This window comes from Streptomyces sp. NBC_01244 (genome assembly GCF_035987325.1).
Classification (GTDB): Bacteria; Actinomycetota; Actinomycetes; order Streptomycetales; family Streptomycetaceae; genus Streptomyces.
The window spans coordinates 5,650,908-5,669,042 of sequence record NZ_CP108488.1 but is presented as its reverse complement, the minus strand read 5'-3'; the positions used below and the strand labels follow the sequence as shown (position 1 = coordinate 5,669,042).

At 72.6% G+C, this 18,135-nt stretch carries 16 protein-coding genes; 3 read left to right on the top strand and 13 right to left on the bottom strand.

Going from position 1 to position 18,135, the window contains the following annotated elements; translation table 11 throughout:
* Positions 1–369 precede the first annotated feature (369 nt).
* The 13 genes from OG247_RS25635 to OG247_RS25575 form a co-directional block, all read right to left on the bottom strand.
* A complete protein-coding gene (locus OG247_RS25635; protein WP_327254455.1) occupies positions 370–1,422 on the bottom strand; it encodes a glycosyltransferase family 2 protein in 1,053 nt (350 codons plus the stop codon).
* A gap of 101 nt (positions 1,423–1,523) precedes the next feature.
* Positions 1,524–1,916 carry a YccF domain-containing protein gene (locus OG247_RS25630; RefSeq protein WP_327254454.1) on the bottom strand — a complete coding sequence of 131 codons (393 nt, stop codon included), beginning with the start codon at positions 1,914–1,916 and terminating at the stop codon, positions 1,524–1,526.
* Entirely contained in the window at positions 1,913–2,776 is an 864-nt protein-coding gene (gene htpX / locus OG247_RS25625) for a zinc metalloprotease HtpX (RefSeq protein ID WP_266905525.1), read from the bottom strand. Before htpX ends, OG247_RS25630 begins: the two co-directional genes overlap by 4 nt.
* A 289-nt stretch (positions 2,777–3,065) precedes the next feature.
* Complete coding sequence (locus OG247_RS25620) at positions 3,066–4,592, bottom strand: NADH-quinone oxidoreductase subunit N (protein WP_442813656.1); 1,527 nt, start codon at positions 4,590–4,592, stop codon at positions 3,066–3,068.
* A gap of 62 nt (positions 4,593–4,654) precedes the next feature.
* Positions 4,655–6,223 carry a complex I subunit 4 family protein gene (locus OG247_RS25615; protein WP_327257618.1) on the bottom strand — a complete coding sequence of 523 codons (1,569 nt, stop codon included), beginning with the start codon at positions 6,221–6,223 and terminating at the stop codon, positions 4,655–4,657.
* A gap of 38 nt (positions 6,224–6,261) precedes the next feature.
* Positions 6,262–8,289: an NADH-quinone oxidoreductase subunit 5 family protein gene (locus OG247_RS25610; protein ID WP_327254452.1), complete on the bottom strand. Its 2,028-nt coding sequence runs from the start codon at positions 8,287–8,289 to the stop codon at positions 6,262–6,264.
* Positions 8,286–8,675: an NADH-quinone oxidoreductase subunit NuoK gene (nuoK, locus tag OG247_RS25605; RefSeq protein WP_327254451.1), complete on the bottom strand. Its 390-nt coding sequence runs from the start codon at positions 8,673–8,675 to the stop codon at positions 8,286–8,288. Before nuoK ends, OG247_RS25610 begins: the two co-directional genes overlap by 4 nt.
* On the bottom strand, positions 8,675–9,280 hold the full coding sequence (locus OG247_RS25600) for an NADH-quinone oxidoreductase subunit J family protein (RefSeq protein ID WP_327254450.1): 606 nt from the start codon (positions 9,278–9,280) through the stop codon (positions 8,675–8,677). Before OG247_RS25600 ends, nuoK begins: the two co-directional genes overlap by 1 nt.
* Complete coding sequence (locus tag OG247_RS25595; protein WP_327254449.1) at positions 9,277–9,861, bottom strand: NuoI/complex I 23 kDa subunit family protein; 585 nt, start codon at positions 9,859–9,861, stop codon at positions 9,277–9,279. Before OG247_RS25595 ends, OG247_RS25600 begins: the two co-directional genes overlap by 4 nt.
* Positions 9,862–10,830 carry a complex I subunit 1/NuoH family protein gene (locus OG247_RS25590; RefSeq protein ID WP_327254448.1) on the bottom strand — a complete coding sequence of 323 codons (969 nt, stop codon included), beginning with the start codon at positions 10,828–10,830 and terminating at the stop codon, positions 9,862–9,864. It lies immediately after the preceding gene.
* A complete protein-coding gene (locus OG247_RS25585; RefSeq protein ID WP_327254447.1) occupies positions 10,827–12,392 on the bottom strand; it encodes an NADH-quinone oxidoreductase subunit C in 1,566 nt (521 codons plus the stop codon). The genes OG247_RS25590 and OG247_RS25585 overlap by 4 nt, the downstream gene beginning before the upstream one ends.
* Complete coding sequence (locus OG247_RS25580) at positions 12,389–13,018, bottom strand: NADH-quinone oxidoreductase subunit B (RefSeq protein WP_327254446.1); 630 nt, start codon at positions 13,016–13,018, stop codon at positions 12,389–12,391. The genes OG247_RS25585 and OG247_RS25580 overlap by 4 nt, the downstream gene beginning before the upstream one ends.
* On the bottom strand, positions 13,009–13,416 hold the full coding sequence (locus tag OG247_RS25575; RefSeq protein WP_250740903.1) for an NADH-quinone oxidoreductase subunit A: 408 nt from the start codon (positions 13,414–13,416) through the stop codon (positions 13,009–13,011). Before OG247_RS25575 ends, OG247_RS25580 begins: the two co-directional genes overlap by 10 nt.
* A gap of 155 nt (positions 13,417–13,571) precedes the next feature.
* Between OG247_RS25575 and OG247_RS25570 the strand changes: the two genes are divergently transcribed.
* From OG247_RS25570 to OG247_RS25560, 3 genes are all read left to right on the top strand, one after another.
* On the top strand, positions 13,572–14,765 hold the full coding sequence (locus tag OG247_RS25570; RefSeq protein ID WP_327254445.1) for a sensor histidine kinase: 1,194 nt from the start codon (positions 13,572–13,574) through the stop codon (positions 14,763–14,765).
* A 1,016-nt stretch (positions 14,766–15,781) separates the two neighbouring features.
* Positions 15,782–17,086 carry a sensor histidine kinase gene (locus OG247_RS25565; RefSeq protein WP_327254444.1) on the top strand — a complete coding sequence of 435 codons (1,305 nt, stop codon included), beginning with the start codon at positions 15,782–15,784 and terminating at the stop codon, positions 17,084–17,086.
* A gap of 355 nt (positions 17,087–17,441) precedes the next feature.
* Complete coding sequence (locus OG247_RS25560; RefSeq protein WP_308313410.1) at positions 17,442–18,101, top strand: response regulator transcription factor; 660 nt, start codon at positions 17,442–17,444, stop codon at positions 18,099–18,101.
* Positions 18,102–18,135 lie beyond the last annotated feature (34 nt).

Here is an 18,135-nt window from a genome sequence, read left to right as displayed (position 1 = left end):
TCGGGCCGGCGCCAGGCCGAAGCGCGCATCGCGGCGTACTCGGCGACGGCGCGCTCCAGGGGCAGCAGGCCGTACCCGGAGCCGAAGCCGCCGTCCGCGACCCGGGTGTGGAGGGCCGCGAGGAGGAGCGGCAGGGCGAAGCCCAGGGCGGCCTCGGACCGGTGCAGCTCCACGGTGGCCAGGGGTGCCGGAGGGGGTGCGGCCGGAGTGCCGGTGGCCGCCCACCGCCCCCGGTGGGAGCTGTGCGCGCGACCGGCTACCTGCTTCAGCAACTGCTCGATGTCATTCATGCACACAGAGTGACATCCCCCACTGACAATCGCCCTGACCTGCGGTTTCAGGGGATCCCAGCGGCTTGCGGACGGTTCCTCAGTCCGCTTGGCGTTCCGTGTCCGGCGCCGCCGCGGCGGCGGCGTGCGAGTCGTATCCGACGAAGAAGGTGGGCCGGCGCTGCACCGCCGTGTAGATGCGGCCGATGTACTCGCCGAGCAGGCCGACGCAGATCAGCTGCACCCCGCCGAGGAACAGCATCACGATGAACAGCGAGGTCCAGCCGGGGACGGTCTCGCCCTTCAGGTAGATCGCCAGGGTGGCGCCCACCATCAGCAGGCAGCCGAAGAAGCTGGCCACGCCCAGCCAGGTCGCGAGGCGCAGCGGAGCGGCGGAGAAGTTGATGACGCTGTCGACGCCGAGCCGGAGCATCTTGCTCAGCGGGTACTTGGTCTCGCCCGCCACCCGCTCCTCGCGCTGGTAGGTGACCTGGCCGCTGGGGAATCCGAGCCAGGGCACGAGCAGGCGGTACACCTGGTGCTGGTCGGGCATGGCCTTGACCGCGTCGACCGCCGCGCGGCTCAGCAGCCGGAAGTCGCCCGCCTGCGCGGGCACCTGCTTGCCGACCAGGCGGCGCATCAGCCAGTAGTAGGCACCGGCCGTGTGCCGCTTGAACCCCGTGTCGGTGCTCCGGTCGGCCCGGACCCCGTAGACGATGTCGAGACCGTCCGCGCGGGCCAGGTCGAGCATCTCCGGGATCTTCTCCGGCGGGTCCTGGAGGTCCGCGTCGATGCTGGCCACGTACGCGCCCGAGGCACTGTGCAGGCCCGCGGTCAGGGCGGCCTGGTGGCCGGAGTTCCCGCGCAGCCGCACGACCCGCAGCTCGGGCCATTTGGTCTGGAACTCGGTGAGCAGTTCCGCGGTGCGGTCCTTGCTGCCGTCGTCGACGGCGACGACCTCGTAGCGGACGGCCATGGCGTCGAGCGCCGGGCGCAGCCTGCCGACCAGGGCCGGCAGCGCGTCCTCCTCGTTGTACATCGGCACGACCACCGAGAGGGTCGTGGGGAGCTCGGAGGGCACGGGGAGCTCGGGGTGCTCGGAGAACTCGGAAGGCTCAAACGGCTCAGAGGGCTCAGAGGGCTCAGTCGACATCGGTTCTTCCCTGCCCGTCGTGCGTGCCGCTCGTCCGCGTCACTCTCCGCAACCCGGAACTGTAATACGAGTGGATGAACCGGCTCCGGGCCCGGCGCGGCTCAGCGCGAGGCGAACGGGGCGTCCGTGGGGACGATCTCGCGGCCCAGCGGGAGCAGGGAGAGCGGGACCATCTTGAAGTTTGCGATGCCGAACGGGATGCCGATGATCGTGAGGCACAGCGCGATGCCCGTGGCGATGTGGCCGAGGGCCAGCCACCAGCCCGCGAGGACCAGCCACAGCACGTTCCCGACGCAGGACGCGGCGCCCGCGTCACGCCGCTCGACGGCGGTGTACCCGAAGGGCCACAGGGCGTACACCGCGATGCGGAACGAGGCTATGCCGAAGGGGATTCCGATGATGGTGATGCAGAGGATCACACCCGCCAGGCAGTAGCCCAGGAAGAGCCAGACTCCGCTGAGGACGAGCCAAATGAGATTCAGGATGGTCTTCACTGACTGCGGCCTGCCATCTGTTCGAGCCGGGCGATGCGCTCGGCCATCGGGGGGTGCGTGGAAAACATTCTGGACAATCCCTCACCGGGACGGAAGGGATTGGCGATCATCATGTGGCTCGCGGTCTCCAGTCGCGGCTCGGCCGGCAGCGGGAGCTGCTTGGTGCCGGCGTCCAGCTTGCGCAGGGCGCTGGCGAGGGCGAGCGGGTCTCCGGTGAGCTGGGCCCCGGAGGCGTCCGCCTCGTACTCGCGCGAGCGGCTGATGGCGAGCTGGATCACGGAGGCCGCCAGCGGGCCGAGGATCATGATCAGCAGCATGCCGAAGAGCCCCGGGCCCTCGTCGTCGTTGGAGCGGCCGATGGGGATCAGCCAGGCGAAGTTGACCAGGAACATGATCACGGAGGCGAGGGCGCCCGCGACCGACGAGATCAGGATGTCGCGGTTGTAGACGTGGCTGAGCTCGTGGCCGATGACCCCGCGCAGCTCGCGCTCGTCGAGGATCCGCAGGATGCCCTCGGTGCAGCAGACCGCGGCGTTGCGCGGGTTGCGGCCGGTGGCGAAGGCGTTGGGCGCCTCCGTCGGGGAGATGTAGAGGCGGGGCATGGGCTGGCGCGCGGACGTGGAGAGCTCACGCACCATGCGGTAGAGCTCGGGTGCCTCGAACTCGCTGACGGGGCGGGCCCGCATCGCGCGGAGAGCCAGCTTGTCGCTGTTCCAGTAGGCGTACGCGTTGGTGCCGAGGGCCACGAAGACCGCGACGATCAGGCCGCCCCGGCCGAAGAAGCTTCCGATGAGGATGATGAGGGCCGACAGACCACCGAGGAGTACGGCGGTCTTCAGCCCGTTGTGCCGGCGGTGCACGGTGCGCCCTCCAAGTGGTGCGGCAGGGGGACCCGTCCAGGATCTGGGGATCGGAGGGCCTACGGTCCAGTGGACCCTTCCTTCCTGGTCAACGCGAGGTGAGCGCGGCAGGTTCCCCGGGCGCGCCTGTCCCCGCCGCCCCGGTGGACCGGGGGGCGGGGCCGCGGCGGGCGCGATGGAGGTTAGGCCGTACGGGTTACGGGCGCGGGGCGGGCCACGGCCCTGACAGGGCCCGGGAAGGGCTCTGAAGGGGCTCCGGCAGGGCCCCGGCGGCACTCCCGGCGCGGCTCTACAGCGGGAAGAGGCTGCCCGTGGCGAAGCGCAGGACGAGCTGCGGGGCGCCCGAGAGGACCAGGGCGGTGGCGGCGGTGAGCACGATGGCCGCCGTGACCGGCCAGGGGGTCCTCGTACGGGGCTGCGCGCCCTCCCGGGCACCCTCGTGGGCCGCGTCCGCGTCGGGGGCCCGGAAGAGCAGGGCCGTCCAGCGCAGGTAGTAGTACAGCGCGATGACGACGTTGACGGCCATGACCACGGCGAGCCAGCCCAGTCCCGCGTCGACCGCCGAGCGGAAGACGGTGACCTTCGCGAAGAGCCCGATGATGCCCGGCGGCAGGCCGGCCAGGCAGAGCAGGAAGAAGGCCATCGCGAGGGCGGCGAGCGGGCTCTCGGCGTACAGGCCCCGGTAGTCGCGGAGACGGTGCAGGGGCTTCGTACGGGCCACCAGGGCGGCCACCGCGAAGGCGCCGAGGTTCACGGCGGCGTACATGAGGGCGTAGGCGACGGTGGAGCCGATCTGGTCGCGGCCGGCGTAGGCGGCGGCCGCGATCGGGACCAGCAGGTAGCCGGCCTGGCCCACGGAGGACCAGGCGAGCAGCCGTACGGCGCCGCCCGGACGGTCGGCGGACTGGCGCAGGGCCGCCGCGTTGCCGAGGGTCATGGTGAGCGCGGCGAGGACGGCGAGGGCCGGGCCCCAGACGTCGGAGTACGCCGGGAAGGCGATCACGGTGACGAGGATGAGGCCGGTGAAGCCGACGGCCTTGCCGATGACCGACAGGTATCCGGCGACGGGCAGCGGGGCGCCGACGTAGGTGTCCGGGACCCAGAAGTGGAAGGGGACGGCTGCCGTCTTGAAGGCGAAGCCGACCAGGGTGAGCGCGACGCCGGCCATGGCGAGGGTGTCGAGCTGCCCGGGGACGTTCCCGAGCCGGTCGGCGACCTGGGTGAGGTGCAGGGAGCCGGTGGCGGCGTAGACGAAGCTGACGCCCATCAGGGACACGGCGGTGGCGGTGACCGAGGACAGGAAGAACTTGAGGGCGGCCTCGGAGGAGAGCCGGTCGCCGCGCCGCATGCCGACGAGGGCGAAGGCGGGCAGCGAGGCGACTTCGAGGGCGACGATCAGGGTGGCGAGGTCGCGGGAGGCCGGCAGCAGGGCCGCGCCGGCGGCGGAGGAGAGCAGCAGGAACCAGTACTCGCCGGCCGGCATGCGCGCCTCGCGGACGGCCGTGACCGACAGCAGGGCGGTGACCAGCGCGCCGCCGAGTACGAGGAACTGGACGACGAGCGCGAAGTGGTCGGCGGCGTAGCTGCACGCGCCCGGGTCCGCCGTACCGGGTCCGGTGAGGCAGAAGGTGGTGCGGTCGCCGGCGCGCAGCGGCAGCAGGGTGGCGGTCGCGGCGGCCAGTCCGGCGACGGAGATCCAGCCGAGCAGCGGCTTGCGGTGCTCCGGCAGGAAGAGGTCGGCGACCAGGACGAGGAGGCCGACGGCGGCGGTGATGACGACCGGCGCGATGGCGAGCCAGTCGACGGACTGGACCATGCTGGGGCCGTCGGCGGCGGCGATGGCGGTGCCGATGGTGCTGCTGGTGGGGCGAAGGACCGTCATGAGTTCCCTCCCGCGAGGAGCTTCTGGACGGCCGGGTCGGTGAGGCCGAGGAGGACCGCGGGCCACAGGCCGGCGAGGAGGGTGAGGGCGACGAGCGGGGTCCAGGCGGCGTACTCGTAGCGCTGGATGTCCGCGAGGACCACGGGGGCGGCGGCGCTCTCGCGCGCCGCCTTCGGGTCGCCCATGCACACCCGCCGTACGACGATCAGAAGATAGGCGGCGGTGAGCAGGGTGCCGAACGCGCCGATGGACATGTACGTGAGGAACGCGGGCCGGGACAGGCCCTCGGCCGGGTCGAACGCGCCGAAGAGGGCCAGCATCTCGCCCCAGAAGCCGGCCAGGCCGGGGAGGCCGAGCGAGGCGATGGCGGCGAAGGCGAGGAGGGCGCCGAAGCGGGGGGCGCGGCCGTAGAGGGCCGCTCCGGTGGCTCCGGCGAGGGTGTCGAGATCGGCCGTGCCGTAACGGTCCTTGAGCGCGCCGACGAGGAAGAAGAGGAGGCCGGTGATCAGGCCGTGCGCGACGTTGGCGAACAGCGCGCCGTTGACACCGGTGGGGGTCATGGACGCGATCCCGAGCAGGACGAAGCCCATGTGACCGACGGAGGAGTACGCGATGAGGCGCTTGAGGTCGCCCTTGTTGCCCTTGCGGGCGAGCGCGAGGCAGGCCAGGGACCCGTAGACGATGCCCACGGCGGCGAAGGCGCCCAGGTACGGGGCGAAGGTGGCCATGCCGTCGGGGGTGGCGGGCAGCAGGATCCGGACGAACCCGTAGGTGCCCATCTTCAGCAGGACGCCCGCGAGGAGCACGGAACCGACAGTGGGGGCGGCCGTGTGGGCGTCCGGCAGCCAGCTGTGCAGCGGCCACATCGGGGTCTTCACGGCGAGGCCGATGCCGATGGCGAGAACGGCCAGGACCTGGGTGGTGTGGGACAGTTCGCGGCCGTTGTCAGAGGCGAGTGCCACCATGTCGAAAGTGCCGCTGTTCAGGCCGATCAGCAGCAGACCGAGCAGCATGACGACGGAGCCGAGGAGGGTGTAGAGGATGAACTTCCAGGCGGCGGCCTGCCGCTGAGCACCGCCCCAGCGGGCGATGAGGAAGTACATCGGGATGAGGACCATCTCGAAGGCGAGGAAGAACAGCAGCAGGTCGAGGACGGCGAAGGTGGCGAGGGTGCCGGACTCCAGGACCAGGAGCAAGGCGACGAAGGCCTTCGCGGAAGGGCCCGCGGGGAGCTTGAAGTAGCTGTAGAGCGCGCAGAGGAAGAACAGCAGCGCGGTCATCAGGAGGAGGGGGAGCGAGATGCCGTCGATGCCGAGGTGGATCCGGACGTTCAGCGCCTGGATCCAGCTGATGTCCGTCGTCGCCTGGAAGCGGGACGGGGCGTCGTGGTCGAAGCCCACGGCGAGGACGATCGCCGCGGCGAGGATGGCACCGGTCACGGTCACGCCGTGGCGCAGTACGGCCTGTTCGGAGCTCTTGCCCTTCAGTCCGGGCGGGGCCGGCAGGAGGGCGGCGACGGCGCCGACGAGCGGGCCGGCCACGACGAACGCCAGAAGGAACTGCATCACGGACGGGCTGATATCAATCACGGCTGACTCACGGCTCACGATCCGGCGTTGACGTTGGCGAGGACGGCGGTGGCGATCGCCAGGACCACGGCGCCGGCGAGCAGGGCACTCAGGTAGCTCTGCACGTTGCCGGTCTGGGCGCGGCGTACGAGGCCGCCGAGCAGCCGGGGGCCGAGGCCAGCGCCCCGGACGTACGAGTCCACGACCTCGCGGTCGAGGAAGCGTACGAGGGCTGCGGCGGCTCGGACGGGGCGGACGAACAGGCGGTCGTAGACGGCGTCGAGGTGGAAGCCGACGGCGGCGTGCCGGTGCAGTGGCCCGAGGAGCGCGCGGCCGGGGTCGGCGGCGGGGGCGGTGGAGACGACCGGGTGGTCGTGGGTGACCTCGCCGACCTCGGGGCTCTCGGCAGCGGACTCGGCGGCGATGACGGACGCGGGCACCGCGGTGGTGGCGGGCACCTTGGCGGCGCCGGCTCCGGCCGGGGCGAGGGCGGCCTGGGCCTGGGCGCGCTGCCACAGGGCGTAGGTGAGCACCGCGCCGACGGCGGCGGCGCCGGTGCCGAGGACCGAGGTCGTCAGCGACGGGGTGAGCTCACGGCCGTCGAAGAAGTCGGACAGGGGCCCGGCCAGCAGGCCGAAGCCGACGGACGGGACGGCCAGCAGCCACAGCACGCCGGTCATGGCGACGGGCTCCTTGCCGTGGTCGGGGGCGGCTGCGCCCCGGCCGCGGAAGGCCATCAGCCACAGCCTTGTGGCGTAGGCGGCGGTGAGCAGGGCGGTCAGCACGCCGGCGACGAGGACCACCCAGCCGGCCGCGCTCGGGGCGAACTCCGAGTGGCCGCCGGCGGTGTGCTCGGCGGCGACGAGGACGGCTTCCTTGGAGAAGAAGCCGGCGAAGGGCGGGAAGGCGGCGAGCGCGAGCAGCGCGATCGTCATCGTCCAGAAGGCGTCGGGGATGCGCTTGGCCAGTCCGTCCATGCGGGACATGGCGGCGAGGGAGTTCGTCCCCGCGGCGTGGATGATCACGCCGGCGCCGAGGAACAGGAGCGCCTTGAAGGCGCCGTGGGACAGGAGGTGGAAGACGGCGGCCGCGCGGTCGCCGACGGCCAGGGCCCCGGTCATGTAGCCGAGCTGGCCGATCGTGGAGTAGGCCAGCACCCGCTTGATGTCGTCCTGGGCGAGGGCGGCGAGGGCGGAGCCGACCATCGTGACGGCCGCCATGACGGCCAGGACCACCAGCGCGGCCCGGGAAGCCGCGAAGACGGGGAGGAGGCGCGCCACGAAGTAGACACCGGCGGCGACCATCGTCGCGGCGTGGATCAGTGCGGAGACCGGGGTGGGGCCCGCCATGGCGTCCGGAAGCCAGGTGTGCAGCGGGAACTGCGCGGACTTGCCCGCGACTCCGGCGAGCAGGAGCAGCGCGATGAGCGTCGGGTGGTCGAGCCCGCCCGCGGCGACGGTGCCCAGGATCTTCGTGATCCGGAAGGACCCGGCGTCGGTGGCGAGCGCGAACAGGCCGATGAGGAAGGGGACGTCGCCCAGCTTGGTGACGAGGAAGGCCTTCAGGGAGGCGGAGCGGGCCGCCTCGGTCTCCCAGTAGTGGCCGACCAGGAAGTACGAGCAGATGCCCATGATCTCCCAGCCGACCAGCAGCACCATCAGGTCGCCGGAGTAGACGACGAGCAGCATGGCGGAGGTGAACAGTGAGACCAGGGCCGCGTAGGACGGGTAGCGCGGGTCCTCGCGCAGGTACGCCGTCGAGTAGATCTGCACGCAGGTGGCGACGACGCCCACGAGGACGGCCACCATGACGGCGAAGCCGTCGAGGTGGAGCGAGAGCTCGATGGGTACCGAGCCGGTCGGGGTCAGCTCGGTGGCCGTGTCGATCGCCTTGCCGCCGGCCTGGCGGAAGGCGACCAGGACCGCGAGGACGGCGGCGGCCAGCGTCGGCAGGACGGCGAGCGGCTTGACGAAGCCGGGGGCGGTGCGGCCGAGGAGCAGGCCCGCCAGCGCGCCCAGGAAGGGCAGGAGGGGGACCAGTACGGCGAGGGTCGGGGTGCTCACGCGGCGGCTCCGGTCGCAGGGGTCGCGCTGTCCGCGCTGTCCGGGGTCACGCCGTCCTGGTTCGAGCCGGCCGGCTCGTGGCCCTCGGCGGTGTCGCGCAGGCGGTCCACGTCCGCGGTGCCCCGGTTGCGGTACACCATCAGCACGATCGCGAGGCCGATGCCGATCTCGGCGGCGGCGATGGCGATGGTGAAGAGGGTGAGGGCCTGGCCGGCGTGGAGGCTGTCGCGCAGCCAGACGTCGAAGGCCACCAGGTTGAGGTTGACGGCGTTGAGCATCAGCTCGACGGACATCAGGACCAGGATGGCGTTGCGGCGGGCGAGCACTCCGTACAGGCCCGTGCAGAAGAGGAGCGCCGCCAGCACGGCGGGGTAGGCGAGGTGCATCAGCGCTGCCCCTTCTTGTCGGTGGCGGGCGCGGCGGGTGTCGCGGCGGCGGAGGGCGCGCTGTCGGGGGTGTCCTTGCGGGACAGCACGATGGCGCCGATCAGGGCCGCGAGGAGGAGGACGGAGAGCGCCTCGAACGGCAGCACCCAGTGCCGGAAGAGGATCTCTCCCGAGACCTTGGTGGAGCCCTGGGCGGGGCCGTCCAGGTCGATCCAAGTGGTGCGGAAGGCGTCGACGACCACCCAGACGAGCGCGGCGGCCGCGACGAGGGCGACGCCGAGGGCGACCGGGCGGTTGCCCGAGTCGGCGTCCGGTGAGCGGCCGATGGGGGCCTTGGTGAGCATCAGCCCGAAGAGGAGGAGGACGACCACGGAACCGAGGTAGATCAGTACCTGGACCCAGGCGATGAACTCGGCGGTCAGCAACAGGTACTCGACGGCGATCCCGCCGAGTGCGACGACCAGCCACAGGGCGGCGTGCACGAGCTGCTTGGTGGTGACCGTGACGGCGGCCGCGCCGAGGGTGGCGAGGCCGACGAGGACGAAGGCGATCTCGACGCCGGTCGGGGAGAGGAAGCCGTTGCCTTGGGCGGCTGCGGTGATCACGCGTCTCCTTCCGGGGCCGGAGTGTCGAGGGTCGCGGCAGCAGCGGCGGCGGCTGCCGCGGCGGTCTCCGCCTTCTCCACGGCCTTGCGGGCGGCCGCGATTTCCTTGGGCTCCTCGGCGGCCGGGTCCAGGGCGGGCGGGGCCGGGACGGTCCACATCCACTCGCGCAGCTTGTCGCGCTCGTGGGTCAGTTCGTGGATGTCGGTCTCGGCGTACTCGAACTCCGGCGACCAGAACAGCGCGTCGAAGGGGCACACCTCGATGCAGATGCCGCAGTACATGCAGAGGGAGAAGTCGATGGCGAAGCGGTCGAGGACGTTGCGGCTGCGCTCCCGGCCACCGGGGGCGGCGGCCGGGAGCGTCTCCTTGTGGGAGTCGATGTAGATGCACCAGTCGGGGCACTCGCGCGCGCACAGCATGCAGACCGTGCAGTTCTCCTCGAACAGGCCGATGACCCCGCGCGAGCGCGGCGGGAGTTCGGGCTGTACCTCGGGGTACTGGGCGGTGTGCGAGCGCTTCGTCATCGTGCGCAGCGTGACGGCCAGGCCCTTGGCGAGGCCGGAGCCGGGGATGGGGGGCATTTACTGGATCGCCACCTTCACGATGCCGGTGAGCGCGATCTGGGCGAGCGCGAGCGGGATGAGTACGGTCCAGGCGAGCTTCTGGAGCTGGTCCTCGCGGAGCCGGGGGTAGCTCACGCGGAGCCAGATCACCACGAAGGAGAGCGCGGCGATCTTGAGCAGGGTCCAGACCCAGCCGAAGTCCTCGCCACCGAAGGGGCCGTGCCAGCCGCCGAGGAAGAGGACGGTGGTCAGGGCGCACAGGACGACGATGCCGGCGTACTCGGCGAGCAGGAACAGCGCGAAGCGCAGGCCGGTGTACTCGGTGTACGCACCGAAGATGATCTCGGAGTCGGCGACGGGCATGTCGAAGGGGGGCCGCTGGAGTTCGGCGAGGCCGGCGGTGAAGAAGACGAGCCCGCCGACGATCTGCCAGGGCAGCCACCACCACTCGAAGGCTCCGACGATGCCGGGGAGCGACACCGTTCCGGCGGCCATGGCGACCGAGGCCGCCGCGAGCAGCATGGGGAGCTCGTAGGCGAGCAGCTGGGCGGCGGTGCGGAGGCCTCCGAGCATGGAGAACTTGTTGGCGGAGGCCCAGCCGGCCATCAGCGAGCCGAGCACTCCGATGCCCATGACGGCGAGCGCGAAGAAGATTCCGGCGTCGATGACCTGGCCGACGGCGCCTTCGCCGGGGCCGATGGGGATGGCGAGGAGCACGAGGAGGTACGGGAGGAGCGCGACGGCGGGGGCGAGCTGGAAGACGCGGCGGTCGGCGTTGGCCGGGACGATGTCTTCCTTCTGCGCGAACTTGACTCCGTCGGCGACGAGCTGGGCCCAGCCGTGGAAGCCGCCGGCGTACATGGGGCCGAGGCGGCCCTGCATGTGGGCCATCACCTTGTGCTCGGCCTGCCCGACGACGAGCGGGAGCACGAGGAAGACGGCGAAGACGACGATCAGCCGCAGGGCGACGTCGAGGACGTCGTTCACGCGGCGCCTCCGTTGGGGTCGTTGGGGGTGGGGTCCGCCTCAGAGGGGTCCGGCTTGGGGGCGGACTTGGACCCGGGGTCCTGCTCGGACTCGGGCTCCTGCTTGGACTCGGGCTCGGCGGAGCGCGCCGGGCCGGCGGCCGAAGCGGCCTGGTCCGCCGGGGCGGGCGGGGTCGCCGGTCCGGCGGGTTCGGCGGGTTCGGCCGTGGCCGGAGCCGCCGCGGGGGCCGGGGCCGCCGGGCTCGCCGGAGCGGCCGCAGCCGCTTGGTCAACCGGATCGCCCGAGGTGGCCGGAGCAGCCGGTTCGGCCGGTTCGGCCGGTTCGGCCGGTTCGGCCGATTCCGACGCCGGGGTGTCGAAGGCGGGCTTCGGGTTGTGCCAGGGGGCGTCCGCGCTGCCGCGTACCGGGCGGGCGGGGGCCTGCGGTTCCGCCGCGGGGGTGCCCTCGGCTTCGGCCGGAGTCGCGGCGGCCTGGCTCGCGGAGCCGTCCGCGACCGAGCGCGTGCGGCGCACCGGGGCGACCGGGGCTTCCGCCGAGGCCGCCGAGGCTTCGGACGGAGCCGGGGCCTCCGCGGGGGCCGGGGCGGCTGCCGCCTGGCTCGCGGAGCCGTCCGCCACCGATCGGGAGCGGCGCACCGGACGGCCCGGGGCCGCCTCGGTCGGGGCCGCCTCGGTCGGGGCCGCCTCGGTCGGGGCCGCGGTCGCCTCGGTCGGGGCCGCCGGGGCCTCCGCCTGGCTCGCGGAGCCGTCCGCGACCGAGCGGGTGCGGCGGACCGGGCGGGCCGGTGCCGCTTCGGTTTCGGTCGCCGGGGCTTGCGCGCCGGGCGTGGTGGCCTCGCCGGCAGTGCCGACCGCAGCGCGCGGGGTGCGGGCCGGGCGGTCGCCGGGAGCTCCGGCCGCCGCGCGCGGGGTGCGGGCCGGGCGGTCGCCGGGGGCGCCCGCCGCCGCGCGGGGGGTGCGGGCGGGGCGGGCGGGGGCCGGCGGGAGCTGGCCCTTCATGGGGCCCCAGTCGTTGGGGTCCGGTACGCCCGGCGGGAGCATCTGGCGGCGCTTCGGGGCGTCCGGGTCGTGTGCCTCGCCCGGCTCCTTCGCGCCCGGCCAGGCCTTGGCGACGCGTGCCGCGAGGACGAAGTCCTTGCGCAGCGGGTGGCCCTCGAAGTTCTCGGGGAGGAGCAGCGGGACCAGGTTCGGGTGGTCCGTGAAGACGACCCCGAACATCTCGAAGGTCTCGCGCTCGTGCCATTCGGCGCCGGCGTAGACGGCGACGGCCGAGGGCAGGGAGGGCGCCGAGTGCGGGACGGTGGTCCGCAGCAGGAGGCGGCGTACGCGGTGGTTCTCGAGGGAGACGACGTGCGCGCAGATGCGGAAGCCGGTGCCCGGCTCGTCCACCGCGCTCAGCCAGTCGAAGTAGGTGCAGCCCAGCTTGTCGCGGGCGATCTCCAGCGCGGGGATCCAGCTCGCGGTGGGGACGTCGACCGTGAGGACGGAGTAGGCGAAGGAGCCGACCGCTTCCTCGCCGAAGACCGTTCCCGCCGCGTCGGGGAGGGAGTCGTAGAGGTTCACGCGTCCGTCCCGGGAGCAGGCGTGGGGGCGGGGGGAGGAGTGATCAGGCCGCTGGTGAGCTGCGCGGGGGACGGCGGAGCCGTGTTCGCGTAGCGCTCCGCGAGCGATTCGCGGGCGATCTTCTCCTGGAGCTTGAGGATGCCCTGCAGCAGCGCCTCGGGGCGGGGCGGGCAGCCGGGGACGTAGACGTCGACCGGGATGATCTGGTCGACGCCCTTCGTCACCGAGTACGAGTCCCAGTACGGGCCGCCGCAGTTGGAGCAGGCGCCGAAGGAGATCACGTACTTCGGCTCGGGCATCTGCTCGTACAGCCGCTTGACGGCCGGGGCCATCTTGTCCGTCACCGTCCCGGAGACGATCATGAGGTCCGCCTGGCGCGGGCCGGGCGCGAAGGGGATGACGCCGAGCCGGATGAAGTCGTGCCGGGCCATCGACGCCGCGATGAACTCGATCGCGCAGCAGGCGAGACCGAAGTTGAAGACCCACAGGCTGTAGCGGCGGCCCCAGTTGAGGACCACCTTCATGGGCTCGGGCGCGAGGCGGGACAGGACGCCCAGCCGCTTCGGCTCCGGGAGCAGCTGCGGCTCCGACGGCACGGCCGGGGTACCGGCCGGGGTCACAGCCATTCGAGGACGCCCTTCTTGTACGCGTAGAGCAGGCCGACGGCCAGGAAGCCGAGGAAGATGAACATCTCCACCAGCGTCGTGGCGCCGTAACCGGCGGCGGCGAACACCGTCGCCCAGGGGAAGAGGAAGATCGAGTCGACGGCGAAGATGACGTAGAGGAAGGCGTAGACGTAGTAGCGGACCTGGGTGTGCGCCCAGCCCTCGCCCACCGGGTCCACGCCGCACTCGTACGTCAGCAGCTTCTCGCGGGTCGGGACGGACGGGCTCAGCAGGCGGTTGGCGCCGAACGCCACCGCCACGAAGAGCACACCGAGCGCGGCCAGGAGGCCGACGACCGAATACGTCCGGAAGTAGTCCGCGGCGAGCACGGATACGGTCGATACCGTTGGTTCGGGCACGTCCGTTCCTCGTTCCTCGGCCACTGTCGACGATCAGGTTGATCTGGTACGGACGGGAGTCTAGGGCCTGGGCTCCGCGGGGTGGGGTTATCCCCCGTTTACCTCGGCCCGGCTACCCCATGGCACGGCGGCCGCGAGCTTGGCAGGGTGGGCGCATGACCGCGAGCAAGCACACCCCCGACGACGGCGCTCCTCCTCCCGTCCGCGCACCCTTCGATGCCGTGACGTGGAAGGAAATCGCTTACCTGTTGAGCAATTTGCCCGCCGCCCTCATCGGGTTCGTCTTCACGGTGGTGATGGTGGCGACCGCGGGCGGTCTGTCGGTGACGGCGATCGGTCTTCCGCTGCTCGCATGCGGTCTGTTCGTGTCTCGCCAGTTGGGACGGCTGGAACGGGCGCGGGCCCGCGACCTCTTGGGCGTACGGGTCGACGAGCCGACGCCGATGCCCGGGCCGGGCCGGTCCGGCGGGTTCTTCCCCTGGCTGTGGGCGAGCCTCAAGGACCCGGTGGCGTGGCGGACCGTGCTGTTCGAGCTGATCCGGCTGCCGTGGGCGGTGGCCACCTTCACGGTGGCGCTGACCGGGCTCTTCGTGCTGTGGCCGGTGCTGCCGTGGGTGGTCCGCGGGCTCGCGAACGTGGACCGGGCGATGGTACGAGGCCTGCTGTCGCCCTCCGATGAACTGGAGCGGCGCATCGCCGAGCTGGAGTCCGACCGCGGTGTCGTGGTCGACACGGCGGCGGCGGACCTGCGGCGCATCGAGCGGGACCTGCACGACGGGGCGCAGGCCCGGCTGGTGGCGCTGGCGATGGGGCTGGGCCTGGCGAAGGAGAAGCTGCTGGAGGACCCCGAGGGGGCGGCGGCGATGGTGGACGAGGCGCACGGGGAAGTGAAGATCGCCCTCCAGGAGCTGCGGGACCTCGCGCGCGGGATCCACCCGGCGGTGCTGACCGACCGGGGACTGGACGCGGCCCTGTCCTCGGTGGCCTCGCGGTGCCTGGTCCCCGTGAAGGTGGCGGTGGATCTGCCGGCGCGGCCGGCGGAGGCGATCGAGGGGATCGCGTACTTCGTGGTCTCGGAGCTGCTGCAGAACGTGAGCAAGCACGCGGGGCCGGGGGCGCGGTGTGCGGAGGTCGAGGTGTGGCGCACGGGTGGCTCCGCCGACGGGCGGCTGCTGATCCGGGTGTCGGACGACGGGCGGGGCGGCGCGGATGCGGCCGCCGGGTCCGGGCTGGCGGGGCTGGGTGAGCGGCTCGGCGCGGTCGACGGCGTGCTGGTGGTGGAGTCGCCCGAGGGACAGGGGACCGTGGTCACGGCGGAGCTGCCGTGGCGGGAGCGGTCTTCTCGATAGCCCGGCCGTCCTCCCGCCCGCGTCGCGCGCGTCGGCGGGGCCGGGTGTGCTGTCGCCCGCCGTACGTGGGCGGGTGCGGCGCCGTCCCCGGGGGCCGGCCCCCGGACCCCCGCGCCTCAAACGCCGGCGGGGCTGGATATGGGCAGCGCCCGTTCGCACCTGCGGGCCGTAGGGCCTGGGATTTGGCAGCGTCCGCTGCACCTGCGGGCCGTAGGGCCTGGGATTTGGCAGCGTCCGCTGCACCTGCGGGGCTTAGCGCCTGGGGGTTTGGCTGCGCCGCTCTGTACGTGCGGGGCTCAGGGCCTGGGTTGGGCTGCGCCGCTCTGTACGTGCGGGCCGTAGGGGCTTGGTTTGGCTGCGCTCGTCTGCGTGTGCGGTCGTTGGGGCTGGATCACCCTGCAGGGCGATCCAGCCCCGCCGGCGTTTGAGGCGCGGGTCTGGGCGGAGCCCAGGGAACGGGCGAAGGGCGGGTAGGGGATTCGGGCTCGGCCTCCGGCCGGCGGCTCCGCTAGCCGTGGCCGCCGGACCGGCCCGGACCCGGATCGGCCCTGGGTCAGGCCCCTTAGCGGGACTCCGGCCAGGACCCTGGGCCTGACCCTGGGCGAGCCCCGGGGGCGGGCCCCCGAGCGGGAGACGCCAGGGCCAGGGCGGAACCCCGAGCCGGACCGCGGCGGGCCCCGGCCAGGGCCCGGGGGCGCAACCCCGAGCAGGACCGCGGCGGGCCCCGGGGCGCAACCCCGAGCATGACCGCGGCGGGCCCCGCCAGGGCGCCGGGGCGCAACCCCGCGCCGGACCGAGGCGGGCCCGGGCTGTGGCCCCGGGGCGCAGCTCCCAAGCAGGACCATGGCCGAGCCCGGCCAGGGCCCCGGGCTGGAGGGCGTGGGCTCTGGGGTCGGGCGTGGCCTCGAGTGGGGTGGGGTTAACCCCCCGGGGGAGAGGCCGACCTGCCGGATGGTTCCCGTGAGGGGGTCGCGGGAGGGTTGGGGGACACAGTGGATGAAGGGCGGGTCGGCGATATGGGTAGCGGCGCACACAGTGGCAGCGGTATCGGCAGGGTGGTGCGGGCTCCCTTCGAGGGGCGGACCTGGCGGGAGTTCGGGTACCTGATGCTCGGGCTGCCGCTGAGCACCCTGTACTTCTCGCTCGCCATCACCGGCGTCAGCCTCGGCGCCGGACTGCTCGTCACCTTCCTCGGGGTCCCGGTGCTGGCGGGGGTGCTGGCCATGTGCCGCGGGTTCGGGCGCGTGGAGCGGGCCCGGGTCCGCGGGATGCTCGGGCACGACGTCGCCGAACCCGCGCCGATCCGGGCGGAGAAGGGCGGCGCGATCGCCCGGATGGGGGCTCTGCTCAAGAGCGGGAGCGCCTGGCGGCACGTGCTGTACTCGGTGATCCACTTCCCGTGGGCGGTGTTCGCGTTCTGCGTGGCCCTGACGTTCTGGGCCTACGGCTGGGCCATGCTGCTCTACCCGCTCTGGTTCTGGGTGTTCCCGGCCTTCACCGATCAGCCGGGGCTGCAGGTCTTCCAGAACGACGACTACTCCTTCTACCTGGACTCCCCGCTCGCGATCGCGGCGACCTGCGCGACCGGCCTCGCCCTCACCCTCGCCACCCCCTGGGTGGTGCGTGCCCTGACCACCGTGGACCGGGTGCTCGTCTGCGGACTGCTCGGGCCGTCGCGGCTCGCGCACCGGGTCAGCGAGCTGGAGTCCGACCGCGGAGTCATGGTGGACACCGCCGCGGCCGATCTGCGGCGCATCGAGCGCGATCTGCACGACGGGGCGCAGGCCCGGCTGGTGGCGCTGGCCATGGACCTGGGGCTGGCGAAGGAGAAGCTGACGGAGGACCCGCGGGTCGCCGCCCGCATGGTGGACGAGGCGCACGGAGAGGTGAAGATCGCCCTCCAGGAGCTGCGGGACCTGGCCCGCGGGATCCACCCCGCGGTGCTGACCGACCGGGGGCTGGACGCGGCCCTGTCCTCGGTGGCCTCGCGGTGCGCGGTGCCGGTACGGGTGGCCGTGGAGCTGCCCTCTCGGCCGGCGGCGGCGATCGAGGGGATCGCGTACTTCACGGTGTCGGAGCTGTTGCAGAACGTCAGCAAGCACGCGGGGGCCCGTACGGCCGGGGTCGACGTGTGGAAGTCCGGCGAGCGGCTGCTCATCCAGGTCGCCGACGACGGTGTCGGCGGGGCCGACGCCGTGGCCGGTTCGGGACTGGCGGGGCTGGCCGAGCGGCTCGACGCCGTGGACGGGCTGCTCGTCGTGGACTCCCCCGCCGGTGGCGGCACGACCGTCACCGCCGAACTCCCCTGGCGAGCCGTCTGAGGCCCCCTCCGCGGGTCCGAGGCCACTGCGCGAAGAAGCCGGTAAGAGTCACCCGCACGGATGCCCCGCAGGGGGTGTCCGTGCGGGTGCGTGCCGTCCCTCGCCCCGCGTCCGTCCCCCGTCCGTCCCCCGTCCGTCCCACCAGGTGCCCTTCGGCCCGTCGGGAGCGGGGGCCAAAGCCCTGACTTTGGGGAGTGGGTGGCGCAGAGGGCCTCCCAGGGCCGAAAACAGCCGGTCCGGGGGTACGCGTTGATCGCGCTCCGACTGTATCCGGGCTCAAGACTGGGATGCTTGGCTGAGTCAGGGAACACGGGGCATGAGTGGACGCGGGAGCGGCAAAGTCGTGGAAGACAGGGTGCGGGTGGTCATCGCCGAGGATTCAGTGCTGCTGCGTGAGGGCCTGACCCGGTTGCTGACCGACCGGGGGCATGACGTCGTCGCAGGCGTGGGGGACGCGGAAGCCCTGATCAAGACGGTGGCGGAGCTGGCGGCTGAGAACGCGCTGCCGGACGTGGTGGTGGCGGATGTGCGGATGCCGCCGACGCACACCGACGAGGGCGTACGGGCGGCCGTACGGCTGCGGCGCGATCACCCCGGCATAGGTGTGCTCGTGCTGTCGCAGTACGTGGAGGAGCAGTACGCCACCGAACTGCTGGCCGGGTCCAGTACCGGGGTGGGGTACCTGCTGAAGGACCGGGTGGCCGATGTGCGCGAGTTCCTCGACGCCGTCGTCCGCGTGGCCCGGGGCGGCACCGCCCTGGACCCGGAGGTCGTGGCGCAGCTGCTCGGCCGCAGCCGAAAGCAGGACGTGCTGGCGGGGCTGACCCCGCGCGAGCGCGAGGTGCTCGGGCTGATGGCCGAGGGGCGGACCAATTCCGCGGTCGCCAAGCAGCTGGTGGTGAGCGACGGCGCGGTGGAGAAGCACGTCAGCAACATCTTCATGAAGCTGGGCCTGTCACCCAGTGACGGGGATCACCGGCGCGTGCTGGCCGTTCTCACCTACCTAAGATCTTGATCAACTGACACTCTGTCAGGCAAGGCCGGATTCG